This window comes from Massilia sp. WG5 (genome assembly GCF_001412595.2).
In the GTDB taxonomy this organism is placed as follows: domain Bacteria; phylum Pseudomonadota; class Gammaproteobacteria; order Burkholderiales; family Burkholderiaceae_D; genus Telluria.
The window spans coordinates 5,528,923-5,552,073 of record NZ_CP012640.2 but is presented as its reverse complement, the minus strand read 5'-3'; the positions used below and the strand labels follow the sequence as shown (position 1 = coordinate 5,552,073).

The following is a 23,151-nucleotide window of genomic DNA, read 5'->3' as shown; positions in this document are numbered from 1 at the left end:
AAATCAGATTGTTAATTCATGGTGCGCCAGAATAACACCTTTGGCGAAGTTGATGACTTGTAATTGCGAAAGAGACAGGGCCTGGCGGACGCGTTCGCCTGCGCCACAAAAACAAAAAGGCTCCCGGAGGAGCCTTTTTGTTTTACATCTTGGCGGAGAGGGTGGGATTCGAACCCACGGTACGGTCACCCGTACGCCTGATTTCGAGTCAGGTACATTCGACCACTCTGCCACCTCTCCTGGTAACCGGTCGCTGTATTCGCGAGAGGCCACATTATAGCAGCCCCAGGCGAAAACGGAAGAGCAATTTACGCGGCCGCTCAGGCAGCCGGAACCAGACGCTCGAGGCCGCCCATGTACGGACGCAGCGCTTCCGGGATCAGCACGCTGCCGTCGGCCTGCTGGTAGTTCTCCAGCACGGCGACCAGGGTGCGGCCGACCGCCAGGCCGGAGCCGTTCAGGGTGTGCAGCAATTCCGGCTTGTTCTGGGCGTTGCGGAAGCGGGCCTGCATGCGGCGGGCCTGGAAGGCTTCCATGTTCGACAGCGAGGAGATCTCGCGGTAGGTGTTCTGCGCCGGCAGCCAGACTTCCAGGTCGTAGGTCTTGGCGGCGCCGAAGCCCATGTCGCCGGTGCACAGCGCCATCACGCGGTACGGCAGGCCCAGGTTCCTCAGGATGGTCTCGGCCTGGCCGACCATTTCGTCCAGCGCTTCGTACGACTTTTCCGGATGCGCGATCTGCACGAGCTCGACCTTGTCGAACTGGTGCTGGCGGATCATGCCGCGGGTGTCGCGGCCGTAGCTGCCGGCTTCCGAGCGGAAGCATGGGGTGTGGGCGGTGATCTTGATCGGCAGGCTGTCCAGCGCCACGATCTCGTCGCGCACCGTGTTCGTCAGCGTGACTTCCGAGGTCGGGATCAGGTAGAAGTTCTCGCCCTCGCCTTCGATGCCGCCCTTCTTCACGGCGAACAGGTCTTCGCCGAACTTCGGCAGCTGGCCGGTGCCGTACAGCGAATCCGCGTTCACCATGTACGGGGTGTAGCACTCGGTGTAGCCGTGCCGGTCGGTATGGGTGTCCAGCATGTACTGGGCCAGCGCGCGGTGCAGACGGGCGATGCCGCCCTTCATGACCGAGAAGCGCGAGCCGGTCAGCTTGGTCGCGGTGTCGAAGTCCAGGCCCAGCGGGGCGCCGACGTCGACATGGTCCTTCACTTCGAAATCGAACACGCGCGGCGTGCCGACCTTGCGCACTTCGACATTGCCCGATTCGTCCTGGCCGACCGGCACGGACTCGTGCGGCAGGTTCGGGATGTTCTGCATGAAGTGCGCCATCTTTTCCTGCACCTGGGCCAGGGCGACTTCGTTGGCCTTCAGCTCGTCGCCGATGCCGGCCACTTCCGCCATCACGGCGCTGGTGTCTTCGCCTTTGCCCTTCAGCATGCCGATCTGCTTGGACAGGCTGTTGCGCTTGCCCTGCAGTTCCTCGGTGCGCGTCTGGATCGCCTTGCGCTCGGCTTCGAGGGCATTGAAGCCGGCGACGTCGAGCTGGAACTTGCGGGTCGCGAGGCGCGCTGCGACGTTGTCGATGTCTTTGCGGAGAAGTTGGATGTCAATCATGTCGGGGTCGTTGCGTTGCGATGGGTTTTATCGAATGCGCAATTGTACCAAGCCGACAGCCACTGGTCCGCGAGTTTCGTCGATCGGTTCGCCGATCGATTGGTGCTTCAGTTCAGCGCGGCTTTCTCGGCGGCGCTCAGGCGGTGGGCCTTGACCACGACCACCGGCACTTTCGGGTTCACGGCGGCCGCAGCCGGGGCGGCGCGGACCGCGTCCGGCGCCTGGGCCGAGGCCACGGCGTAGCTGGCGAAGTTGGTCACGACGGCGGCGACGATGAACAGGCCTTCGAGGTTTTTACGCAGTTTCATGATGTGCTCCTTTGGGTTCGGTGAGATGAAGAATCGCTTCGGTATGGTGCTACTGTAGCCATTCCCCTCCCCCGGCTCCATCGGCTTGCGACGAAGCGCACGAAAGGCGGGATGAAACGCGAAAAAGCCGCTCTTTTCCGGCGCGCGGCAAGCGTCGCCGGGCGCCCTGCAACGCTCAGCCGCCGCCGTCGCGCGCCCCATCATCGAGGCTGCGCAGCCAGGCCAGCTTGTCGGCGATCTTGGCCTCGATCCCGCGCGGCACCGGCTGGTACCAGCCCGGCTCCGGCATCCCGTCCGGCAGGTAGGTCTCGCCGGCCGCGTAGGCATGCGGCTCGTCGTGGGCGTAGCGGTAGGCGTGGCCGTAGCCGAGTTCCTTCATCAGCTTGGTCGGCGCATTGCGCAGGTGGACCGGCACCTCGCGCGATTTGTCTTTCCTGACGAAGGCCATGGCGGCGTTGAAGGCGTTGTAGCCGGCATTGCTCTTGGCCGCGATCGCCAGGTAGATCACGGCCTGGCCCAGCGCCAGCTCGCCCTCGGGCGAACCGAGCCGCTCGAAGGTCTCGGCGGCGTCGTTGGCGAGCTGGATCGCGCGCGGGTCGGCGATGCCGATGTCTTCCCAGGCCATGCGCACGATGCGGCGCGACAGGTATTTGGGGTCGGCGCCGCCGTCCAGCATGCGGCACAGCCAGTACAGCGCGGCGTCCGGATGCGAGCCGCGCACCGATTTATGCAGCGCGGATATCTGGTCGTAGAAATTGTCGCCGCCCTTGTCGAAGCGGCGCGCGTTCAGGGTCAGCGCGTTCTCGACGAACTCGCCGGTGATGTGCGTGATGCCGGAGGTGTCGGCCGAGGTCTTGGTCTGCTCCAGCAGGTTGAGGAAGCGGCGCGCGTCGCCGTCCGCATAGCCGACCAGGGTCTGCACGGCCACCTCGTCGAACTGCAGGTCCTGCAGCACGCGCTCCTGGGCGCGCTTGAGCAGCTGGCGCATCTCGTCGTCGTTCAGGGCCTTCAGCACATAGACCTGGGAGCGCGACAGCAGCGCCGAGTTGACTTCGAAGGACGGGTTCTCGGTGGTGGCGCCGATCAGGGTCACCAGGCCCGATTCCACGAACGGCAGCAAGGCATCCTGCTGCGACTTGTTGAAGCGCCCAAAAAAGCAAAGTAAGTCGTTATAGATTAAGTACTTACAGCGTGTTATGATTTGGAAACAGCACAAAAATAGGCACTTGAAGCACAAGGAAAGCACAAGTTTCGGTCATTGTGCTTTTGTCGAAGTGTCACAGTCTACAGGAGCCATGCGATGCCCTATCGTATTGAATACACACGAACAAACCCAAGGACCAAGCGCGAGCAAACCGTTGTGAAGTTTCGGGGTCAGCTACGCTACAACGGTAAAACTTACAGCAAACTTTTCGAAACCGAAAGCTTGGCACTTGATTGGGAAGAACAAAAATCTAAAGAACTTAGTGGTGTAAGTGCCATTACAGCACTTATTGAGGAAACAAATCAAGTAGATATGAGGCAGCTACTACAGGCGCACTACAGCAAAAAGCTGTCCAAGCAGTCTGAAACTTCAAGAAAATCGAATGAAAACCGATGCCTTAAACAAATCCCAAGTGTAAAAATTCCTTACAAAGCAATACAGCACCGGATCAATAACTATAAATATTCAAAGACCATCGTTAAAGCAATGCTCGACTGTGAATTTGATTATGTCAATGATGGGATCAGGTTCGGGGACTTCTTCGCTAGCACCGTAGACTTCTATATTATTAAAGCCTACATAGAAGTCCGGAAAGACCACGGCATTGCCAACAACACACTACTTCGTGAACTGACCACGATCTCTGGCGCCTTTACCAATGCTTACGACTATTTTAAGCAGTTTGAAAATGGCATTCAAAATCCGGTCAAGCTCCTACCCAAAGGCATCAAACCAAAGCCACAAAATGATAGGAAAACTGTTCTTTCAGATGATGACATTGGAAAGATAGCCCAATTTCTTTCATTGAAGACCAATCTTGAGCCTTATTGGTGCTTCATACAATGCATCTATTCAGGTGTTCGCCGTGTCGAATGCCTGAGAATGGAGTGGGAAAACATTGATTGGAAAAAGCAACTTGTTCACCTTACCGAAAAGCAGACAAAGAACGGCAGGGCAAGAGAAGTCCCACTTCATGATGAGTTCTTCAACTACCTAAAGGAACATAGGAAAGCTTCCGGCAAGATTTTCAAACTTACCTATTATAATATGAGGGCTTATTGGGTTGATGCCTTGAAGCAGAACGATCTTTATGACAATCCCAGAACTAGGCCAATTTGGAACGATACAAGGAGAACGGCTATCACGACGAATCTTCGCAGAAGTGAAGGCAACACCTTTCAGCTAGCAAAAGTATTTGGTGTTAAGCCAAGCGAAATCGAGAAAGAACAAAAAAAGATAGGTAGCGACATTCAAGATATCATTAAGAAGCTACAAAATGGTGAGCCGCTGACACCAAAAGAGATTTCCTTGCTGAGTGGCCATCAGAATAGCGATATTACACACCAAACCTATAATGCCGACAGATAGAGGATCACTGATTTTGTCGCTAGGATACCTGAGCGGGAAACATGCCATTCTTCTTCCGACCAAAGAAGAATTTAAGAGCAGCATAAAAGAAACTTAAGGGAGGGATGATGCTTGATTTTATAGAAACTAACATTTGCAAAGGCGCGACTCATGCAAAGCTTCTTCGTCAAGGAAAAATAACCGAAACTCTTTTTATCGATCTTTCGAAAAAGCCTTCTACCATATCTGTTCAAGTGTTAAGCGCGGGAGACTTCAGCAAAGTAGAATATGAAGCTTATCTCGCCAAGTACAAATCCTTTGATTCTATTGAGGACTCTAGGCTAGTAGCACAAAACAACGGCGGTTATGCTGAAGTATGGTTTTACAAAGAAAATGTTAAAGATATACTTACAGAAGTAAGTGCGATCCCCCCTTACATACCTAAATAGACTTATCCATATTATCCACAGCCAAATCGAAGATTTGCCAAGTCTGGCCTATCCTAAAAAATAGGCAAAGGGACTTGGGAAGCTGTGGATAATGTGGGTAAGTCGTGGGCATCGGAATCGCATACCTTTAAAATAAGAAAGCCAGCTTTCACGCTGGCTTTGTTTTCTTGGATCATGATTGCTCCTTAGATTACAATCTCAGTGTCCTTTACTACCCCATTGATCTGAACTGTTGTCACTTCCTCCTTCCTCTCAGACTTCCAACGGTCGGTGATTTGTTCTAATGCATGAAGTTCTTTGGCAAAGATCGCCTTGAAATATTCATCATTCGGAACTTCGGGCCGCCAGAAATACGCCAAGTTTTTTTCATCTTCTTCAGCCGTATAACCAAACTCGGTAATCGCATTTGCACGGTATGAAGTGAAGCTTCCCAAAGGAATACGATGAAAGATTGAAGACAGAACTACTTGGGCTGTCGTCATCCGAACCATTCGCACATCCAAATCAACGCCAACAACATGAAGATGTTTTGCTACTTCTTCACCCTGCCCTTGGATAAATCCTTTGATTTGTCCAAGGATCAGTGAACCGGCGCCGCACCCACAGATATCACCAATCCTGGTTGGCTCCGTAATCTTGGGCGCTACAGCACCAATCAAAAACGGCATGAGGTTGTTCGCAAGATCCGGTGGTGTCAGGAACTGCCCCATGTCGTTCTTCCCAATGTTCTCGTCATACATCATTCCAACAATATCCGTGAAAGGCTCGTTGTCCAGGATTGCTCGCTGGTAGTCAAAATAGAGCTCTTGCAATAGCGCCCAAGCTTTGGGTTCTTCTTTGTAGTGGCTTAGCTCGTTACGAAAGCCATCTCTATAGCAATACAAAGTGTTTTTGAATGCCCTCGGAATAAAGGCCGGCTCAGTGATCAGGTTGCAAGCCAACTGCATCAAATCATCAATCACCTGCCTTGCGCCTGTATTCCTGCGGCTCATAGCATTAAATACGGCCTGAACTTTTTCACCTAGTGCTTTGTGTTTGTTTTTCATTATCACCCCCTTTTTAAACTTCGATTATATTTCCTGCATGTTTATCAAACTCCACGAGAACCCTATATTCCGAGTCCATACCTTCCAGAACAATTACCTTCTTCCCGATCATGTTCTCCAAAATATTTTTATATTGCGCCAAATATGATAGAAGTTCGGAGGGCTCAACCAATGAAACATATGCGTCATTAATAGTTGAGACTAACCCATAGTTCCCAGTACCATCCTCTTCATACTCTTCCTCTTCAAGCTTGTAATAAAAACTATAGTTTTTAACATTCATATGCGATCCTTTCCCTTCGTATAATTCATCTTCAATCTTCTGATAATGGCACCATAGCCTCTCAGCCAACACTTCTAGCTCTCCGAGAAAAACCGCAACTGCTTCAGGGGTTATTTCGACATCGTAGACAAATCCGTTGTCATGCTCTTCAGTGAAAGCCACCCTGAAGGAGTTGCCAACCTTTCTTATTACAATTCCTCCGGCATCGTGGCAATTATAAAAAAGTCGATTGATCGCGTCGTAAATTCTTTTCCTCATTGTTTTTACCAGCTTCTCCATTGTTCTATGTCTCCCTTTCTCGTTATTTGAATTTAATTCGCGTGATCATGGTTTTCTTACCCCTTCCGCTGTCACAATCGTAAAACCTAATGCTTGAGACATCAGACAGACTCCTCTTAGTCTCAAACAAACTAAAACTTATCAAGCCGCTCATTGCCTCACAAAAATCATCACCAAAACACTCAAGCAATGCATCTTTTGTGACGCCTTCCATAAGAAATTTCGCGTAGATGTTTGCGCGAGTTACTTTGTCCATATAGTTGAATGGGTTAATTTGTTTCATATTTTCCTTTTTTTTGTTTAAGTGTTGCTATTATGCTGTTTGTTGATTTCTAATTCGATGCAGTTTGCGGGCCCTTTTTTGCATCAACTCTGGTAAAATTTCGGCTTCTGATTGTTAAAACAACCACTATGGCAATTAAAGTAAAATCCGTCAGTGAGATCAAGAATCAAGCTTGGGTGGAACACTGCATGAAGGTGGTGGGTGGACACCAAGCTGAGTTGGCAAAATTAGATTGGTATTCATACTGTCTCAAGGTGATGGGCTCTGAATCGAAGAACCAAGACAGGTTTGATAAAGTGCTTAACGCACTATCCAACAAAGACACTTGGTCTAAATGGAAGGCTGCGACGGTAAACCCAAAGTCAGAGGCCATCCTTGCCGTTGACCTGGCTCTACCTGGCACGGCGTTAACTTGGGACAAAGGGCCGGCAGGATTGCCGCTATGGGCTGTCCTTCAAAGGGATGAAGGCTTCTGCAATGATCTTTTGAACACAGAGTTTGCTGAGCAAATTCAACGGTCTGCGTGGTGGCTGCTTGCTAACGATTGGAAGCCGGTTAGCTCGCTAAGTGTTGAGGAAAAAGTTCAGGCTATGCTTGAGGCAAGCATTCCTAGCGAACATTGGCTAAGACACAAGGAAGAGTTACACGCTGAAGCAGATGGGCAAGAACTCCCTTGTGTTGATCTCCGTGAGGAACGGGACAACTATTTTCTTACTCTAAAAGAGCTAGTGGGCATGCATCCGAATGCTTTAGCAGCCGTCTACGCTGAAGGGACTCACTACCTTCAATACGGTTTCGGGATCGGTGATTACAAAATCCTAGATAAAAAACGCATCCTTGCCTTGGTTGCACTCATCGTTTTGTGCGGTAATAGTAAAGGGCTCGGTCAAGTCCATTCCTATATAAAGGAAGGACTACAGCAAGCCCTTACTGACAATTTTGGTGGTGATGTTGCTGCCTATGTAGCTTCACCATATTTCTAAATCAGTTTTCCGAGGACAAAGCCGACAGCTAAAAATGCCCCGGCCAAGATAGAGAAGCATAATTTAGATTTAAGCTGAATATCTTTAAGCTTGGCTTTGTAAACACCGTTAGCAATTTTACCTGCCATCGTGGTAGCCAAGCTTTCCATGTTCTCTTCCATGTAGGTGTCAATCCTCCCTTCAATGAGTTTCAAGGTCTTCGCTTGGGTTGCTGCAATCTCATTCTGTATCTTTGCACTCTGCAATATGACGGACTCAAGATTTTTTCTCTCTTTCGTAATTTCCTCTTGTATTTGTCTTCCATCTTGATACATGGCTTTTCGTATTAGGTCGGACTGCTCAACCATTATTTCAAGCGCCTTTTCGTAAGAAGCCTGGTTGCTTGCCTGGATGGACTTCATCAACTCGGCATAGACGATAAGTTGGGCAATCGTATGAGCTCTAGACTTGTTGCTGATGTTGATGAGGTCAAAGTGCTCAGGAAGCATGGAAGTTTTGTTCTTCCAAAACTCTTCAATCACATCCTCTCCTAGAACATCCTTCATATGTTTCAAACTGTCGGAATTGATCGCCGTATAGCCTTGGTTCGCAAGGTCTTCCATCAAATCCATAGCCTTCCGCTTGTTTTCCTCTAGATTGGCCGCCATTGCAGAAAGCACCGAACCTGAATATCCTTGGCTGTCCTGTGCTGTTGGATCAACCTCGCTTTCGCCTTCTTCGTGCTGTGGGTTGATTTTTGCGTATTGCTTACCTGCTTCTCTTATTTGTTCTTCTGTTAGCATATGTTTTCCTATTATTTTTAAAACATATACTAAAACGGATTTTCAAAGTCAATATTAAACGCTTAAAAATATCGGTTGCAGTTGACTTTTGATTTTATTTTTGCATCTTAACCAAGTCAGTCTTAATATCGCTGTCAAATCTCGTCCTTTATAAATAAATTCCTTGTTGTGTGTTAAAACGATAACCCCCGAATTTGGGGGTTATTTATTTATATCTTGCACTTTGCTGCTTGATGCTTTTCCTGCTTGGGATAAAGCTCTTTTTTGAGCCGTTCCATGTCAAGCTTTGCCCTATTTTCCTTAGACAGATAATCTTGAAGGTCAGGAATCTTCTTGGAAGCTTCCAAAAGGGTCTTTCCATCATTCAGTCCTGTTGCGTCAATATACGGATTCAATCCCTGCTTTATATGATCAGATATGTTTACGCCATGTATCTTTGCTTCGGTCGGATCACTTAGCAAATCAAACTGATCATTTAGATTGTGGATAGTATCAACCAGCTTCTTCGCCTTTTCTTCTGTTGTTATTTGGGTTTCGTCATGCATTTGATTCTCCTAAAAATGAGGTTCTAATTTATCTTACTTAATTTAAACATGAAGTCAATATTATTTGCTTAAATAATAAGAGAAAAAAAACCACCCGAAGGTGGCTTTGCATCATTGCTTTTGCTTTCGTGTTTGCTTTCTTCTTTGAGTCTGCTCGTTAAGCACCTGCTCAGCATAGATTTGTCTTTGCTTTTGTTCCCGGATTCTTGCCATGTCAATCGGTGTATTGATATTGATGACGGTTCTGTGTGCTTCGTTAAGATTTTTAACGACCCTACCATCTCTAGAAAGAGCTACTGCCTTATGCTTCTTCACCTGGTCAGCTTGGTGGACTGCCTGGGCTTCACGCTGAACAAGTTCTTGCTGTCGTGCTGCGGCTCTTGTCCCAATCATTTCGTAGTCGTATGTAGTCTTTTTCTCGGCCTGAACTGTTGCAGCCATTAAGACATTCTCATAGTCATCCATTGGATGCTTCTTCTGAATGGAATTGGCTTCAATGAATTTCTTTACTTTGCCATAGGTCCAAAGCCCGACATCCTCACCTTCTTTCAACTTGATACCTTTGGACTTGATGAGATCCTTGGCAAATGCTACATCTTCAGGAAGTGGCTTCCCTTTCTGAACAGCTACGGTAGCTTCTCCCTTTAATTCCTCATTCAAGATGAGATTAACCGCCTTCTGATGTCGGCTCATCGCCACATACATCATGTTCAAATCCTGAGCCTTTGTCGGAACGGGGATGACAAATTCTAGTGACTGACCTTGGCTCTTGTGGACTGAATACGCGTAGCCGTGGGTCATGGTCAAAGTCTGATCGGCTTTGACTGTATGTGTTCCATTTTCATTCTGAAGAGTGATGGTATTCCTCTTGGCATCAATCGCAACTACAGTGAATTCCTCGCCGTTGAGCAAACCAAAAGCAGGTTCTTCTTTCTTACCAGGCTTCCTCTTGTAGACCTTTCCTTCATTAGTGAATTGGGTTGTGCCGCTGCCCAAGAACATCACCTTATCTCTTACTCTGAATTCTTTCTCTCCAAAATCAGCGGTGTTGATAGTGATAGCCTCTTGAGAGAGTGCATTCTTCTCAATCAGGACCTTCCTAATTTCTTGGTTGAGCAAGTCAGCGGATTCATTGCTGTCAGTGATGATTACCTTGCTATCTGTTTTGGCTTCAAAGTAGCTATTGACTGCTCGCTCTCTTGCTTCCTGAAGGTTCTTGGCGCCGATGTCCACCATGCCATTGTCGTAGTAGGCTCTGAGTGCAAGGTTCCCGCTTCCATTAGAGAACTGCTGCGTAGCTTGCTTCTGCCAATCTTCCTTCTGTCTGAAGACCTCCTTCAATGTTGTGGTGTTGAAGTCAAAGCCACTTAGAACCTTGAAGGTGTCGCCTGCTCCCACGGCCTTGAGCTGACTAGACTGACCCATTGCTATCAACTTCGCTCCTGCCTTGTTGATGTGCTTAGAAAGCCTTGTCCAGCCTCGTTGGTCAAGCATGCCCATTTCATCGGCAATGATGACTGTCTTGCTGTCCAACTGAAGCTTTCCGCTGTCAAGCATTGATAGAAGCTTAGAAGTGTTCATAGATTCCTGAGTCTCAATGCTCTCAGCAAGGTTCTTGGTGTTCTTGGCACTTGTGCCAACTGCGATAACTTTGAACCCGGCCTTCTCATATACTTTTTTGGTCGCCTTAGCTTGGAAGCTTTTACCACCTCCGGCAATACCTTCTACAATGACTAGACCACCAGTCTTTGTTGTGCTGTTGTAGATCGCGATAAGTTGTTCAGGTGTGAATCCTTTTCTTTTCTCTCCGTCCTTGATTTTCTTGTTCATATCAATTTCAATCTCGCGGACATACGAAGCGACGACATCGTGAGATATAACGAAGTTTGTTTCGGTTCTGCGTGCGTTGTAGTCGGCAACACATTCCTTTTCATCGTGTTCCATTTTGCGGTCAATGAATACAACTTCCCTACTAAACTTTAGCTGCTTGTCCTCTTGTTCACGCATGGTTAGATTGTCCTTATTGGACACAATAGCATCATGTAATCTTAAGGTTCTTTCATCAGCTTTCGCTGCGAAGTGCTTGCTGAAGATTCTTTCTGCTTCCTGTTGAGCGGTCGCCATGTCGGTGTATTCAATCATCTTCATTGCAAAGAATGATTTGATGCGGGGTTCTCTTGTGAGCACTTCCTTAGAATAATCGTGGTAGCTTTCAATCAGTTCTCTCTCAAACTGATCCATTGTCTTACCTGATGCCTCAATAGACTTTAATAGGTCTGCCCTTGTGCGTTTGGCTTGCGAAAAATTTTGGAAGCTCTTGATGTAGTTTTCATCAAGCATGGGGTCAAGCTCTCTAGCCATCTGCTTCCACATGGCTCTAAGTTCACTGATTGGTATATCGGTTTTTTTGTTCTTAGTGGTTAGCTGCGCTATTCTTTTTGCCTCAACACCGGCGCCGAATTCATCACCTCTTGATGATGGATCGTCGTGAACCTCTTCCTGACCATCCAAGAATGCAATCACTTCTTCCTTTGCTGTTTGACTGATTTCTTTGGAGCGTCTTCCAAAAATCTCAGCAAGCTTCTTCATCCTGTCATCAAGCTTTGGGACAAGGGTTAGAACACCTCTAGCAGAATCTTGCTTGAACGGGTTGCGCTCTCTTTCATCAGCCTTGATGTATTTCGCTTCAAGTTCAAAGCCTAGTCTTTCCCTTGCCAACTCTGCCATTTTCATTGAATACAAAGCGTTGTAATGGGCCTTATTCTTGGCGATGGAATCATTCAGAAGTGCATAGAAGTTGCCTTCCTGGTCCATTGCTGTGTTCATGATGACTAGGTGGGTGTGTCCAAAGGGCTCAGGTGTTCCACCAGCTGGGCCGCGGTTCTCAATATGATTGTTGGGAACGGCGAGCAAACCGGCTGCTCTCTCTTCATAGACTTGGCCGTTCTCACCTTTCCTGATGATGGCGTCCCTCTCCATCTCAGCGAAGGCAAAGGCAAGAGCCTCGTTCTTTATCTGTGTCATCTCGTCTTGCAGTTCAGCGCTACCTATGGCCCAAATGTCGTTCCATTGGCTTGCTGTCGTGAAGATGATCTCCATGCCAACCCTGCGTTCCTCTTCCTTGGTGGTGGGTAGCTGGATCTGTCCGTCAATGACATCAAACGCTTCACTGTTGAGCTTCACAGGGTTGTTATTGAGATCGCTTGTAGGTGTGTATCCTGCGCATGCCTTGGTGAAGCCTTCCAGGTCTGCAATGTGTCCTTCAATGCCGAGATGTGATGCAATCTTGCCAATCCAAACCGGAGCAAGAGGATTATTCTTCACTTCCTTTTTTACCTGTTCGTTCTTCATTAGCTCTTCGTCGGTCAAACTTGCGAACTGAGGAAAGTTTCTTCTAGCGTCGGCAATGAACTGTTTTTGGTAGTAGGTGATGTCATTCATGAAGTATTGGCCTGAACCTATATTCTGATAGCCTTGTATAGTTCCGCACATTATTTGTCCCATCCTTTAAGAGTAAGGTGAATATGCTGACAAGGGAAATGCTCATCCTGCTTTATTTCCGCATGTATGAATTGGAAAGCTGAGAGAGGCTTGCCCACCTTGCTGTTTCTTTCCAAAGCCTTCATGTATGTCAATCTATTAAATTCGTCTATGTTGAATTTCTTCATATCAAGCTCCTTTCAACAAAAGTGCTGATACAACTTGATTGGTCTTCTGCTGTTCTGCCAATAGATGCTTCAAGGTAGAAAGCATTTCGTGGGTTTCCTTGTAGTGCGCCAATGCCTTACGAATTCCTTCAGATTGGTTCGCAATTTTTTCAGTCTTCATGAGGAAGTCCAGGTTCTTATCATCTGCTTCAAACATCTTCATGTAGAAGCCACGGTAGTTTTGTTCTTTCATACCTGCTCCCCACTCATTCGCACTTGTGAGTTTGCAAGCCAACTCTCTAAGTTGTTTAGCTCAATCTTTCTTACTGCTCTTGTATAGGACAAGATTATTTCTACGATAAGGGGCATGGTTTCAGGGAAGTATGTGATTTCTCCCTCACTTCCGAATCGCAACTCACCACATTCCATTAGTCTCTGTGCGATTCTTAAGAAGTCGCGGACTTCTTTTCCAGAATACTCTCTATCCGCGAAAACCTTATCAATGGTTTCTATTGTTTTCTTAACCTGAGCAATTCGCTGTTGTATCAATTCGTTCACTTCCATCCCCTTATATTTTAATTATTTTTCTGGTTGCTGCTTCTTTAGTAGAGAGCTTTTGATCTAACTCCAAACATCTAACCTCTCGCTTAACTTCTTCGTTTTCTATCTGCTCAAAACACTTCTTTGTTTTGATTTGAAGGCTGCGCTTCCTAATAACAGAAAGAACCTTCTCTATCTTGTATAGCTTCATCACTCCGAACTTAATTTTAATTTCCTTGCTCGGCTTGCTGAAATATTTATCAATGTCTTTGCTATTCAGGAAGCTCTTCAGTTCTGTCAAGTTCAAAAAAAGCTTCTTAGTCTCTTTTCTTCTTTCCGCCAGGTCTGCAAGAGATTGTTGTCTCTTCTTCTCTTTGTATGCCCTCTTTTCCTCGTAGCTCCAAACCCAATTACCACTACCATTCCAAGCACCCATTTTTCTGCTCCTTAAATTTATTCTTCTTATTAAAGTAATACCGGTTTGAAAATAAAAATCAAGTTTTTTTCTGGTATATACCTAAACAATTTTAAAAAAGATGCTCTGAAGCCCCTCCAAATAAAGAAAAGGGGCACCAAAAACAAGATACCGAAGGTATATTGAGTAGGGTGCTGAGAAAAAGAAACTCGCTTTTAAGGTGTTGCTTTTATATGGTTTTATAGTCGCTTAGGTTTTCTTATAGTAACTTATCGCTGAATTTATAGATCTTTTATAATTCTCTTATATTCGCTTATTAGGGATTTAGTGGATATTTATACTCTATTTATAAAGAATTTATACTTTAAGCTCTTGCAATTGAAATTTATTTTGATATATGTAGTTGCAAGCAACGGAAATTGATAGATGAACGAATTTGAGCAACTTAAGATTAAATGTATTGGCGACGCCTTAGAAATTCTTGGAAAGAATTTAACTGATACGGTTCGCAAAAATCATCTTTACTTGCTTGGGTTGGTTGAGCAATTCAACGCGAATCGCTACAACGACGGTGGAGGAAGAAGTATCTACAGATACATTTCTGAAGCCTTGGCGTATCGTGGTATCTATCAGAAAGATGGCGAAAAAATTAGCTGCGAACAGCTAACAACAATCTTTGCCAGGCTAAGAAAGGAAACACACAATAATAAAAGGAGAACAAAATGAACGATGATGTGATTTACGAACACGAAGAGATTGAGGGTATCAACGAAGAGGCTGATGATTCTTGGCTTGCCTACACGCTTGATGTGGACTTAGATTTACTGATGCAAGACCATCTTCAGTTAAAGCATGAGAAGTATTCAAATGCCTTAATCAAGTATGCGAGCCATGAAGAATACGACCGTGCGATTGCTGGAATTGAATCGAAAATAACCGCTTTGTATAAAAGAGTTACGGCTTTGAGAGGTTAATGATGAGCTTCAAAGAACAGTTGGAACAATTCAAGGAAGATCACGGCGGACATGGTTCGTGCGATTCCAAAATTGATTATTTTCGTGAGAACTATGATTCCATGATGGAAGTGGTAGTCATGCTGAGAAATCCGAAGATTCGTAAGCAGGTTGGTCAGTCTGCTTACAAGCGCATCTCTGCCATGTGCGAGAAGGATGGGCATGAGGTGAGCGAAAGCATGATCGGGCTGTATCTGAACTTGGTTCGCGAGGAACGAGGTGTGAACCGTTCTAAGGGGACCAGGAAGCCTTCTAGCCGTGTTCATGCCGTGCTAGGCGCCGATCGGACTGGTGCGGTATCAAGTCCCTCTCCTGTGGCTTCTGCTCATGCTGCGGAGCTTTCCAGGGCTGTGCTACCAGGTGGGCTTGTTCAGCGAAGCCTTGAAGAGCTGAAGGCTCTTGGTTGGAACAACAAGAAGGTGGAAGCTGCCTTTGAAGAAGCATATGACCGCTACAGGTTCGGTAAAAAGGTTCAGCCGTGGACACAGGACTTGGAAGATGCTACCTGCTTCTTGAAAGCGGCTTACCTTGAAGGGAATCTCCACAACTTATATGAAGCTGCTCACTATCCGTTTGGAGAAAAAATCAAATACGGCGATCTGTATGAATTCCTGAAGACCCACAAAAAAATCTAAACCCCACATAAGCAGAGAAACCACTATATCTAACGGTGGCTTCCCCTTTGAGTAGACTTCAATTTTTCTTTGTCCAAATTTCTGTTCGTGAAAAAGCCCCTTGCGGGGCTTTGTTATTCAAGTGTTGAGCGTTAGCGAGAGTTCTTTGATCCTTGTTTCATCAACCTCTTTGTTCTCAAGCATAGAAATCAGAACGGACGCAATCCTGTAGGCCGGCTTTCTCAGTTCGCTAGACAACTTTGCAAGCTTCTCCACATCGTTACGGTTTGAGCCGATCCTAGTCTCTACTTTGGTCTTCAACTCAACTAGAAGCTGCCTAACTCGTTTGATGTCAATTTCGCTGTTCTCCACCATGACCAGCAGGACAGATAAGACCTTGTATGCCGGAATGTTCAGATTGTGAGCCAACTTTGAGAGCCTTTCTCTGTCTGCGGTCGTGGCGCCAATGAGAGTGTTGTGTTTAGTCTCTTTTCTCATCTCATGCCTCTTCAAATAAAGTATTTAGGAACGATGTGATAGAAGCCGGAATCTTTACCAGGTGTTGGGTCCAGGAAGACTCTTCGCATTGCGATCCCCGTATTCATCATTCCAATTGATTGAAGCTCTGCATTTTCCTCTAAGTTCTTTGGTCTCTTCTTTTCAAAATCGTAGTGGTAAGAAAGAGGCTTATCCTTGATGGCTTTCAACACATTGCTATCAACATTTTGGAGACAGAACGGAACATATCTATTCCCTAACTTGGACAATTCTTGGTGTTCCTTAGTGGTCAAGAATTCATCATAGGTCAAGTCAACATTGGTTGTTCTGATCGGGTTGAAGAACACGAAGAATTTGATTCTATTGTTTAGGTGCGCGAGATCCCCGCTGAAGGTGAACATCTCTCTAATTTTGCTCACACTGACCAGGCTCTTTTGTTCGCTGACCGGAATGATGACCCTCACATTTTTGTTCGCCATTTCTAGGGCGTAGCCGAGCTCGTTTTCTTTAAAAATCTTTTGGAATTGGCTTCTACCTTGTCCAGGGAAGTCATATACAGAACGCTTTGCATCGGTCATGAATGAGTCAAGTAGCTTCTTAGCCTCCCTCTCTGCAATGCCTGCTTCTTTGTTCTGCTGGTTCAAGATGTCAATCGTGACAACTCCTTTTCGTGCATCAGATTGGATTGGCAGTAGAACCCCACTTGAGTTTCTTTCTCCCAAACGGGTGAGCGAAATATTTTGCTCCACATCTAGGCAGAACATCGCACATTCCTGACCGTAGAATCTATACATATCCCCCAAGGTTGAGGCAATGTATGACTTCCCGGTTCCACCTAATTCTTGGATAACGATGTCAATGCTTTGGTCAAGCTCTTCAAAAACTTCATTTTGAATCTCAGTGTTAATTTCCTTTTTCATATAATTTCCTTTTTTAGTTGTTGTTGTTTAATTTAAGTTTTTCCAAGTTTGGAACAAATTCGGGATTGCCAGTGCAAACATATACATTCTCTTTCGCTCCGTTCCCCCATGTATAGGTGAACAGTTTATGACAATAACATTTTGCATCTAGCTCCATGTCTGAGCCTTTTGTATGAACCTCATTTAATAGCCATTCTGCATTTGTGCAAGTTATGCAAGCGTTACAGTCAGGATTCTTCGGAAGGTAGGCAATCGGAATAATCTGAAAAATTTTGCTCATTGTTTGTCCTTACCCTTCCCATGAACATTGTCAAGTTGGAGGTCAAGACATAAGCAAATGATTGAGTTCACGGACAAACCGGTCTTTTTAGCTTTTTCTTTTAATGCTTGATCTGTTATGGGAGTGACGCGAAGATTGATTTGTTGGCTTCGCACCTCCGCAGGATTTTTATGGTTAGACATTTCATCTCCTTATTGTTTTTATTGTCTAAATAAGTTATAAGAAATAGATTTTTCAAAGTCAATAGCATTTGCTTAAAATATTTTTAATTTGTTTTAAGAAGATCGTTAGGCATAAAAAAAACCACCTTTCGGTGGTTCGTTTAGTGCTCAGCTTAAGATTCGTTTGCTTCGTCAAGACTTTTGTATATATCTATTCTGTTCCAAATTTGGTGAATGTCTTCAATCTCTGGTTCTTCGTATGGCTTACCTACCCACTCAGCGGGCATAGGGTCATATCCATTGTTATTTTTCCCTTTGCCATCGTAATAGTTCATAAGAGGCTGTTCAATGATATAAGCATTCTTTGGAGCTCCTTTTGTTATATACAGGTATCTCAGCGTTCCTCTAGATTTCTTGGCGCCTAGCTTACTGCTGACCTCATCGGCCGTAATGACCACCTCTTGATGCTCCTGTAGATCCTCACTTGTAGACTTTCCACCATCGGAATAACTCGTGCTTCGGTGGCTTTTTGCGATTGTCCTCTCCCCTATAATTTGACTGACCTCTTCAGCCATCTTGCCTAAGTTTGCACCGACGATAGCGAGACTTCCAGGAATGGACTTCAAGAAGTCAGCGAAGGCTTCACCATAGGTTTCTTTAGGCTGAGAAAAATCTTGGAAACAAAAGGTAATGGAAACACCCTTTGAACGATACATTTCCAAGGCATCACCGATGAAGTCTTTGATGTTGCCATAGCTGTTGAATTCATCAATGATGAGACTGAATCGCCTGCTTGAATCGTCGGGTAACTTATCTAAAATCACCTTGTTGGAGTATGAAAGGATTGCACGAATAAGGCTCTTGGTCAGAGTCTTGTTCAATGAAGATGGCTTCAGTATGAGAATTCGCTTCTCGCTGCTGTCATCTTGAAGCCAATCCCCGATAGATAGTTTTTCCGCTCCTTCCAAGCGATCCCATTCCCTATGATAGTGATAGACATAGGAACAAAGTTTTAGCCACTGTGTTGGTGCAGTCTTCGCTACTTCTATGTAATTTCGTTCAATATCATTTAGATTTGGGGCACGGAGAAGGATAGCTTTCTGCTCTTCAAAGTTCATCTCTACCAGGCTGGAAAAATCTTTCCATGACCAGCTTTTGTTTATGTTATTCAAATGCATGCAAGCTGCCTTGAACATGACGCCGTTGACGATGGAATCGTTTTCTATTCCATCATTGCTCTGTAATAGAAAATTTGCTTTTTCTTCCATGTCTAAAAACATGGTTTGCTGCATATCTCTTTTAACGAAGTCTACATATTTTGAGTTCTTAAGTGCTCCTGCTGTCGCTTGGCAAATGACCTTTTTAGTGTCGAATCCATCCCATATCCTTCCAAGCTCAATCAAGAAGCCTGTATAGCTTGCAAGGTTCATTAAAACGCTTCCTACTGTGTCCTCGCCACTTCTAATGATCTGAAGGGCTTCAGGATGGTATTGGGCTAGAATTGGCTCAACTTCTTGCGGTGTCTTTGTCATTAAGTGACCGAGCATCCCAAAGTTCCAATGCATACCTGCCATTGCCTGCAAGAAGAAAGTTAAGCCTGTTGCGGTCGTGATACTAGCTGGTCCCCAAACCTCGCCTTCTTTGATTTGAATAATTCCGGCCCAAAAGTCTGTTGCAGTGGTTCTTGTGCAAATGTCCTTACCAACCCACCAAGGAACACTTCCGGCCAGGTGTGGGGCAACCGTGTGGCACATTTCGGGATGAATGAAACGGCTGTAATCATCCTTCGGGGTGTCACAGATCAGCATCCTTACCTTGCGCTCCTTCCTCTTGATTCGGTTGTAGCTTTGGGCGACTCTGTAGAGAGTGCTTTGGGTCTTACCTGAGCCCGGCGGTGCTACAACAACTGAGTGCTGTGTCTCCACGGTCTGCGGCTTTTCAATGAAGGTTCCCGGCTTCAGGTCGTCCAAAGTTTGCTTCCTCGGATCAAACTTAACACCAGGATCTACAGCGAGAAGTAGACCAGAACCGTTATCCTTTTTCTTGGTCTTCGGATTGATACACTCTGTATTGAACAGCCCCTTTAGCTCAAAATAGGCTTGTAGACCTTCTAGAACCTGCATGCCTCGTTTGTGGATCACTCCACCTCTTGCGACATAGGTTTTCAAGCCGATGTAGATACCGCACGCCGAACCAATCCCGATGCAGCCTAGCCATCTGAACAATAGCCCGTATGCGACTCCCATCTTGTTTGCCTCGGAGAACAACCAGGCGTTGTATTTAAATCCTGTGCTTACGAACGATGTTGAGATCAGTCCAAAGATTAAATTCCAATAATGGCCTAGTAGCTCAAGCGTTGTCTTGTCGGGATTATGGAATGGATAGTCCTTGCACAAAATTGGAAACAAAATGCTTGTTAAAATGAATGTGACAAGCAAACCGACAACTATTGAAGAGACCGGATGCTTTGTTTTAAGTGTCGTGTCCTGCGGTAGTGATTCACCAGGCAAGAGAATTTTTACCTTTTCTTTTTCCATCTATTTTCTCCTTATTATTATTAGATGTTTCTCCAAGCCTAGCAAAAGGCATTTCAAAGTCAATATTGTTTGCTTAAATATTTTTAACCAAAATAAAAAAGCCAGCTTGTTACGCCGGCTTCATGAGATGTATGGTGCATTATTCGAATCCCCTCATCCTTAATTGTCTATCAATGGCCTCTTCCAATGTTTGGATTTTTCTAAACACCATGATTTGATACTTGTCGGGATAGAGAGAAGGATGCCTTGCAGCCTCTAGCTGCACCAACCTCCATCTTCCAAGCTGTTTATATAGCGAATTAAAGTATTCTTCTCTGCTCATCTTCTTCTCCTTTATCTAAAGATTCCGTGATTTAGTAAGTAGCTTGCAGTAGGCCAAATCATTAGAATAATGATGAAGATTAGGGCATACATGTAATCAATATGCTTCTTGAGCCCTTCTATCTGCTGCTTCATTTTAAATATTTCTAGGTTATTCATATGTTTCTCACTTTAAGATTCCTAACTTGTCGGAATGAACCACCATCACAACTGCGAGAAGCAACAGAAGAACCAATATCTCTTTAATTGCCTTGTATGTTTTGGATACCTCTTCCAAATCTTCTTTCATTTGCTTCAATTCTTCTTTTTCGTCAAACATAGCTCACCCTACCTTTTCTACAAATCCTATTAAACTAAAATCAAAAGTCAATAGTATTTGCTTAAAAGACTCCAAAAATTTAGACGAAAAAAAACCACCCCGAAGAGTGGTCTTAAAAAAAAGAGGTAGAGCTTACTTAGAATTTCTTGCTATCTTATCCTGTTGATTATCTTGATCATAGAATGATTTTGCTACTGCTGCTTGAATTCTGTGGTTGTTGTAACGAGAAACCGCACTATCAACTAAAGTTAAAATAAGCGGAGAAGCAACAACAAAGATCGCGATCAACTTAACGGTCATCCAAATTTTTGATTTCATTGCTTCCTCCTTTTATTATTGCCTATATTATTACTTATTTATTTACCACCGTCAAGCGCTACACGAAATAAAAAAGCCACCTTGCGGTGACTTCTTTTAAAAGCTGCTTTATTAATCTTTGCCATCTTTAGGTGCTTCAGGTGCAGCGTCAGGCTTACCTCCCCCTCCCTGGTTGCTTGCTGTGTTCATGCTTTTCGCAAGGTCAACATAAGATTGTGATGAATTTCCACCCTTTGAACCCGATTCAGAAGAACTATCATTTCCTGAACCTACTTCATTGCCATGCTGCCCAACAACCTTGTTATCCATTGACTCAAATTTGGAAGCTGCTTCTTCTTTATCAAGCGCCTTCTTTTGTTCTTTTAAGTCTTTGCCTAAGCTCGCAGTTGATTCGCCACCTTTACTTACCACAGCAGCAGCAGCAACGAATGCCCCATTTCCACCTGCAATTTGGCTTGCTGACTGTCCTAGCTGATTATCGCTGTTGGTAATCCACTTAAGAACAGAATCAGGAACCTCTGTAATCAGATTGAAGATTCGCTTGATCACTGTATGAATTAGTGAACCGTAGACTAAACCGTAAAACACAGATGATAGAACCAAGATCAGTAGTGGTGAGTCTTCGTTGAGAGACAAGAAAGTATCTTGGAAGATTGAAGCAATGAAGTCACCCATCACTTGAAGCAACACAATTGAAGCGATGATTCCGAATACTAATAAAACAGGCTTTAGCATCAGACTCAAGACCAGGCGATAGCCTTGTGCTCCTGAACCAACCATATCATCGCCATTAGCTGTTAAGTGCATGACTGCCCAACATGGTGCTATAAAGATTGCCTCTACACACATCACTAACCATCCCAAGATAGCGGATACGATGATGATTGTTGGCATGAACGGAATGACGAAACTCAAGGTGAAGCCAGCTACAGCTAACATCGGAACGAAGGTGAAAAATGCCGCGGCTAGTCCTACTGCCCAACCAGGTGCTTGTGCGATTGTTCCCCATAGAGCGAGCGAAGCAATGAACAACCCGGATGCCCACATTAAGAAGCTGTTGCCGATTCTCTTAAGTGCCATCACAGGATGTTCACCTTGTTGGAACACGAAGCTTCTTCTGCCTTCGGTGAAGGTGGACTTCACAACTGCATTGATATCAATTTTTTTAGAAAAGCAGTCAATCATGCCATCGCATTTTGCTTGGTTATTGCTGCCTCCGGCTTCGTAAGAGATACCATATTGGCGCCCTTTTGCTGTCTCGTCTAAAGTAGCAAGCAACGGTTGAAAGCTCTGCTCATATGTGTCGTAAAATGTATTCGCAATGTTCGCGGTAGACGGTCCTTTTGCGGTCGGGACTTTTGCCATGCTTCTCTGAACAAGGTCAGTCAAGAAAATCATCTTGTTGTAGAAAGTAGCTGCACCTATAAATCCATCGTTTGATGCATTGGAAGATACTTCTTTAAACACATCAATTCCTAAGATTTCGGAAGCAGCCTTATCCCTTATTGCCAACTCGTAGTTATTGATGATTTTGTCAATAGCCTTAGCGTCTAGTTTTGTGCCTGATGAAACCAGGGTTTGTGCTTGAGACTGCATAGCAGTAATCATTGTGTTCAGCTGGTTCTTCTGCTCTGCTACGATGCGTTCCATTCTCGCTTGGCTGTCAGCAAATGCTGTTGAAGAACTCCAAATGCCGGTTTGCACAGGGAATGTGATTACCTCTTGGCTGTTTGGGACCTCAATAGATCCGCATGTGTCAGTGGCGAAGCCGTTGTATTGGTTTTTATCTCCGAACTCAATGCGTGTAGTGCTATCGGCAAGGGTCTTTGTAGTAGGTCCAAAGATGCTGTTGCCACCTCCTAAAATTGCAGCATCAGGATTGTTTGTCACTACCTTACTCAACGCTGCCATACAGACTTCTGACTTCAGGATGGTATAGCCAAGCTGCTTAGCATCTAGTCTGACCAAACCAATTTGAATGTTCTTTTGTAGGTTGTCTTTTGAGACATAGGTAATCCATGCTTGGTCTGCAAGTCCAATGGACATGACAATAACCATTGCGACCATTTTCTGCATCACACAGTAGCCACCGAACACAGGAAGAACCAGGGCGGTTCCCAAGGAAGTTCTGATTGGTAGCCATACGGATGAGAACTTCTTGCCTAGTAGCTCGCCATCATGAGCGGTGTTCAGAGTGCCCGCTACGATGTTGTAGCCGACCAGGAGGCCACCAATCATCAGCACGGCGCCATTGAAGACAGACACAACCTCCTTGAATGGATCAACGCCTGAAGAGCCGAAGACCTCCAAACCACCGAACAGGCTTGCTAGTAAAACCATTGCCTTTGAACCTGATGCAGGTTCAAAGGTGCCTTGTGCTTGTGCCAAACCCGGCAACATAGCTAGCAAATAAAATAAAAATCTCATATTTTTCTCCTTATTA

The 23,151-nt window shown here is 45.5% G+C and carries 25 protein-coding genes, 1 tRNA gene and 1 pseudogene; 6 read left to right on the top strand and 21 right to left on the bottom strand.

What is annotated here, in order from left to right:
• Positions 1–150: 150 nt before the first annotated feature.
• From AM586_RS24745 to AM586_RS24730, 4 genes and pseudogenes are all read right to left on the bottom strand, one after another.
• A tRNA-Ser gene (locus AM586_RS24745) sits at positions 151–240 on the bottom strand.
• Between the two features lie 80 nt (positions 241–320).
• On the bottom strand, positions 321–1,616 hold the full coding sequence (serS, locus tag AM586_RS24740) for a serine--tRNA ligase (protein WP_047826464.1): 1,296 nt from the start codon (positions 1,614–1,616) through the stop codon (positions 321–323).
• A gap of 107 nt (positions 1,617–1,723) precedes the next feature.
• A complete protein-coding gene (locus AM586_RS24735; protein WP_047826463.1) occupies positions 1,724–1,924 on the bottom strand; it encodes a hypothetical protein in 201 nt (66 codons plus the stop codon).
• Between the two features lie 175 nt (positions 1,925–2,099).
• Positions 2,100–3,071 (bottom strand): annotated as a pseudogene (locus tag AM586_RS24730) (replication-associated recombination protein A); the annotation flags it as partial.
• Between the two features lie 153 nt (positions 3,072–3,224).
• On the opposite strand from AM586_RS24730, the gene AM586_RS24725 reads away from it, so the two are divergent.
• Positions 3,225–4,496: a site-specific integrase gene (locus tag AM586_RS24725; protein WP_082439528.1), complete on the top strand. Its 1,272-nt coding sequence runs from the start codon at positions 3,225–3,227 to the stop codon at positions 4,494–4,496.
• Positions 4,497–4,600: 104 nt separating this feature from the next.
• Positions 4,601–4,924: a hypothetical protein gene (locus AM586_RS28460; protein WP_162600605.1), complete on the top strand. Its 324-nt coding sequence runs from the start codon at positions 4,601–4,603 to the stop codon at positions 4,922–4,924.
• A 185-nt stretch (positions 4,925–5,109) separates the two neighbouring features.
• Here AM586_RS28460 and AM586_RS24720 read toward each other — a convergent pair whose 3' ends face one another.
• Entirely contained in the window at positions 5,110–5,970 is an 861-nt protein-coding gene (locus AM586_RS24720; protein WP_162600604.1) for a hypothetical protein, read from the bottom strand.
• A 13-nt stretch (positions 5,971–5,983) separates the two neighbouring features.
• Complete coding sequence (locus AM586_RS24715; protein ID WP_109370525.1) at positions 5,984–6,532, bottom strand: hypothetical protein; 549 nt, start codon at positions 6,530–6,532, stop codon at positions 5,984–5,986.
• A 411-nt stretch (positions 6,533–6,943) separates the two neighbouring features.
• Here AM586_RS24715 and AM586_RS28455 point away from each other — a divergent pair, with 411 nt between their 5' ends.
• Positions 6,944–7,798 (top strand): hypothetical protein, encoded by an 855-nt coding sequence (locus AM586_RS28455; protein WP_162600603.1) that lies wholly within the window; start codon positions 6,944–6,946, stop codon positions 7,796–7,798.
• Here the strand turns inward: AM586_RS28455 and AM586_RS24710 are convergent.
• The 7 genes from AM586_RS24710 to AM586_RS24690 all read right to left on the bottom strand — a co-directional run bounded on the left by AM586_RS24710 (position 7,795) and on the right by AM586_RS24690 (position 13,748).
• On the bottom strand, positions 7,795–8,580 hold the full coding sequence (locus tag AM586_RS24710; protein WP_162600602.1) for a hypothetical protein: 786 nt from the start codon (positions 8,578–8,580) through the stop codon (positions 7,795–7,797). The two genes, AM586_RS28455 and AM586_RS24710, sit on opposite strands and share 4 nt — an antisense overlap.
• A 209-nt stretch (positions 8,581–8,789) precedes the next feature.
• On the bottom strand, positions 8,790–9,125 hold the full coding sequence (locus AM586_RS28450) for a hypothetical protein (protein ID WP_162600601.1): 336 nt from the start codon (positions 9,123–9,125) through the stop codon (positions 8,790–8,792).
• Positions 9,126–9,236: 111 nt separating this feature from the next.
• Positions 9,237–12,566: an AAA family ATPase gene (locus AM586_RS24700; RefSeq protein WP_162600600.1), complete on the bottom strand. Its 3,330-nt coding sequence runs from the start codon at positions 12,564–12,566 to the stop codon at positions 9,237–9,239.
• Positions 12,567–12,616: 50 nt separating this feature from the next.
• On the bottom strand, positions 12,617–12,793 hold the full coding sequence (locus AM586_RS28445) for a hypothetical protein (RefSeq protein WP_162600599.1): 177 nt from the start codon (positions 12,791–12,793) through the stop codon (positions 12,617–12,619).
• Between the two features lies 1 nt (position 12,794).
• Positions 12,795–13,025, bottom strand: coding sequence for a hypothetical protein (locus tag AM586_RS24695; protein WP_060566788.1), 231 nt, complete (start codon positions 13,023–13,025; stop codon positions 12,795–12,797).
• Positions 13,022–13,336 (bottom strand): hypothetical protein, encoded by a 315-nt coding sequence (locus AM586_RS28440; RefSeq protein WP_162600598.1) that lies wholly within the window; start codon positions 13,334–13,336, stop codon positions 13,022–13,024. Before AM586_RS28440 ends, AM586_RS24695 begins: the two co-directional genes overlap by 4 nt.
• Positions 13,337–13,340: 4 nt before the next feature.
• The gene (locus AM586_RS24690; protein ID WP_060566786.1) at positions 13,341–13,748 is read right to left on the bottom strand and encodes a hypothetical protein; all 408 of its coding nucleotides are present in this window, start codon (positions 13,746–13,748) and stop codon (positions 13,341–13,343) included.
• Positions 13,749–14,153: 405 nt separating this feature from the next.
• Between AM586_RS24690 and AM586_RS28435 the strand changes: the two genes are divergently transcribed.
• The 3 genes from AM586_RS28435 to AM586_RS24680 are packed head-to-tail and all read left to right on the top strand — an operon-like array spanning position 14,154 to position 15,375.
• Complete coding sequence (locus AM586_RS28435; RefSeq protein ID WP_162600597.1) at positions 14,154–14,453, top strand: hypothetical protein; 300 nt, start codon at positions 14,154–14,156, stop codon at positions 14,451–14,453.
• Positions 14,450–14,701, top strand: coding sequence for a hypothetical protein (locus AM586_RS24685; protein WP_060566784.1), 252 nt, complete (start codon positions 14,450–14,452; stop codon positions 14,699–14,701). Before AM586_RS28435 ends, AM586_RS24685 begins: the two co-directional genes overlap by 4 nt.
• A complete protein-coding gene (locus AM586_RS24680) occupies positions 14,701–15,375 on the top strand; it encodes a hypothetical protein (protein ID WP_060566782.1) in 675 nt (224 codons plus the stop codon). The genes AM586_RS24685 and AM586_RS24680 overlap by 1 nt, the downstream gene beginning before the upstream one ends.
• A 117-nt stretch (positions 15,376–15,492) precedes the next feature.
• Here AM586_RS24680 and AM586_RS24675 read toward each other — a convergent pair whose 3' ends face one another.
• The 8 genes from AM586_RS24675 to AM586_RS24660 all read right to left on the bottom strand — a co-directional run bounded on the left by AM586_RS24675 (position 15,493) and on the right by AM586_RS24660 (position 23,135).
• A complete protein-coding gene (locus AM586_RS24675) occupies positions 15,493–15,852 on the bottom strand; it encodes a hypothetical protein (RefSeq protein ID WP_060566780.1) in 360 nt (119 codons plus the stop codon).
• Between the two features lie 11 nt (positions 15,853–15,863).
• On the bottom strand, positions 15,864–16,772 hold the full coding sequence (locus AM586_RS24670; protein WP_060566777.1) for a hypothetical protein: 909 nt from the start codon (positions 16,770–16,772) through the stop codon (positions 15,864–15,866).
• 276 nt (positions 16,773–17,048) lie between these two features.
• Positions 17,049–17,234, bottom strand: a complete 186-nt coding sequence (locus tag AM586_RS28430) for a toxin-antitoxin system HicB family antitoxin (protein ID WP_162600596.1) — start codon at positions 17,232–17,234, stop codon at positions 17,049–17,051.
• A gap of 152 nt (positions 17,235–17,386) precedes the next feature.
• Entirely contained in the window at positions 17,387–19,750 is a 2,364-nt protein-coding gene (locus tag AM586_RS24665) for a type IV secretion system DNA-binding domain-containing protein (RefSeq protein ID WP_082439526.1), read from the bottom strand.
• A 139-nt stretch (positions 19,751–19,889) separates the two neighbouring features.
• Entirely contained in the window at positions 19,890–20,072 is a 183-nt protein-coding gene (locus tag AM586_RS28425; protein WP_162600595.1) for a hypothetical protein, read from the bottom strand.
• Positions 20,073–20,237: 165 nt separating this feature from the next.
• Entirely contained in the window at positions 20,238–20,390 is a 153-nt protein-coding gene (locus AM586_RS28420) for a hypothetical protein (RefSeq protein ID WP_162600594.1), read from the bottom strand.
• A gap of 132 nt (positions 20,391–20,522) precedes the next feature.
• The gene (locus tag AM586_RS28415; RefSeq protein ID WP_162600593.1) at positions 20,523–20,708 is read right to left on the bottom strand and encodes a hypothetical protein; all 186 of its coding nucleotides are present in this window, start codon (positions 20,706–20,708) and stop codon (positions 20,523–20,525) included.
• Positions 20,709–20,819: 111 nt separating this feature from the next.
• Positions 20,820–23,135, bottom strand: a complete 2,316-nt coding sequence (locus AM586_RS24660) for a DotA/TraY family protein (RefSeq protein WP_082439525.1) — start codon at positions 23,133–23,135, stop codon at positions 20,820–20,822.
• Positions 23,136–23,151: the final 16 nt, after the last annotated feature.

Bases quoted from the DNA above. Each gene is read 5' to 3' on its own strand.
- serS (WP_047826464.1), bottom strand. From the start codon at position 1,616: ATGATTGACATCCAACTTCTCCGCAAAGACATCGACAACGTCGCAGCG.
- AM586_RS24735 (WP_047826463.1), bottom strand. From the start codon at position 1,924: ATGAAACTGCGTAAAAACCTCGAAGGCCTGTTCATCGTCGCCGCCGTC.
- AM586_RS24725 (WP_082439528.1), top strand. From the start codon at position 3,225: ATGCCCTATCGTATTGAATACACACGAACAAACCCAAGGACCAAGCGC.
- AM586_RS28460 (WP_162600605.1), top strand. From the start codon at position 4,601: ATGATGCTTGATTTTATAGAAACTAACATTTGCAAAGGCGCGACTCAT.
- AM586_RS24720 (WP_162600604.1), bottom strand. From the start codon at position 5,970: ATGAAAAACAAACACAAAGCACTAGGTGAAAAAGTTCAGGCCGTATTT.
- AM586_RS24715 (WP_109370525.1), bottom strand. From the start codon at position 6,532: ATGGAGAAGCTGGTAAAAACAATGAGGAAAAGAATTTACGACGCGATC.
- AM586_RS28455 (WP_162600603.1), top strand. From the start codon at position 6,944: ATGGCAATTAAAGTAAAATCCGTCAGTGAGATCAAGAATCAAGCTTGG.
- AM586_RS24710 (WP_162600602.1), bottom strand. From the start codon at position 8,580: ATGCTAACAGAAGAACAAATAAGAGAAGCAGGTAAGCAATACGCAAAA.
- AM586_RS28450 (WP_162600601.1), bottom strand. From the start codon at position 9,125: ATGCATGACGAAACCCAAATAACAACAGAAGAAAAGGCGAAGAAGCTG.
- AM586_RS24700 (WP_162600600.1), bottom strand. From the start codon at position 12,566: ATGAATGACATCACCTACTACCAAAAACAGTTCATTGCCGACGCTAGA.
- AM586_RS28445 (WP_162600599.1), bottom strand. From the start codon at position 12,793: ATGAAGAAATTCAACATAGACGAATTTAATAGATTGACATACATGAAG.
- AM586_RS24695 (WP_060566788.1), bottom strand. From the start codon at position 13,025: ATGAAAGAACAAAACTACCGTGGCTTCTACATGAAGATGTTTGAAGCA.
- AM586_RS28440 (WP_162600598.1), bottom strand. From the start codon at position 13,336: ATGGAAGTGAACGAATTGATACAACAGCGAATTGCTCAGGTTAAGAAA.
- AM586_RS24690 (WP_060566786.1), bottom strand. From the start codon at position 13,748: ATGGGTGCTTGGAATGGTAGTGGTAATTGGGTTTGGAGCTACGAGGAA.
- AM586_RS28435 (WP_162600597.1), top strand. From the start codon at position 14,154: ATGAACGAATTTGAGCAACTTAAGATTAAATGTATTGGCGACGCCTTA.
- AM586_RS24685 (WP_060566784.1), top strand. From the start codon at position 14,450: ATGAACGATGATGTGATTTACGAACACGAAGAGATTGAGGGTATCAAC.
- AM586_RS24680 (WP_060566782.1), top strand. From the start codon at position 14,701: ATGATGAGCTTCAAAGAACAGTTGGAACAATTCAAGGAAGATCACGGC.
- AM586_RS24675 (WP_060566780.1), bottom strand. From the start codon at position 15,852: ATGAGAAAAGAGACTAAACACAACACTCTCATTGGCGCCACGACCGCA.
- AM586_RS24670 (WP_060566777.1), bottom strand. From the start codon at position 16,772: ATGAAAAAGGAAATTAACACTGAGATTCAAAATGAAGTTTTTGAAGAG.
- AM586_RS28430 (WP_162600596.1), bottom strand. From the start codon at position 17,234: ATGTCTAACCATAAAAATCCTGCGGAGGTGCGAAGCCAACAAATCAAT.
- AM586_RS24665 (WP_082439526.1), bottom strand. From the start codon at position 19,750: ATGGAAAAAGAAAAGGTAAAAATTCTCTTGCCTGGTGAATCACTACCG.
- AM586_RS28425 (WP_162600595.1), bottom strand. From the start codon at position 20,072: ATGAGCAGAGAAGAATACTTTAATTCGCTATATAAACAGCTTGGAAGA.
- AM586_RS28420 (WP_162600594.1), bottom strand. From the start codon at position 20,390: ATGTTTGACGAAAAAGAAGAATTGAAGCAAATGAAAGAAGATTTGGAA.
- AM586_RS28415 (WP_162600593.1), bottom strand. From the start codon at position 20,708: ATGAAATCAAAAATTTGGATGACCGTTAAGTTGATCGCGATCTTTGTT.
- AM586_RS24660 (WP_082439525.1), bottom strand. From the start codon at position 23,135: ATGAGATTTTTATTTTATTTGCTAGCTATGTTGCCGGGTTTGGCACAA.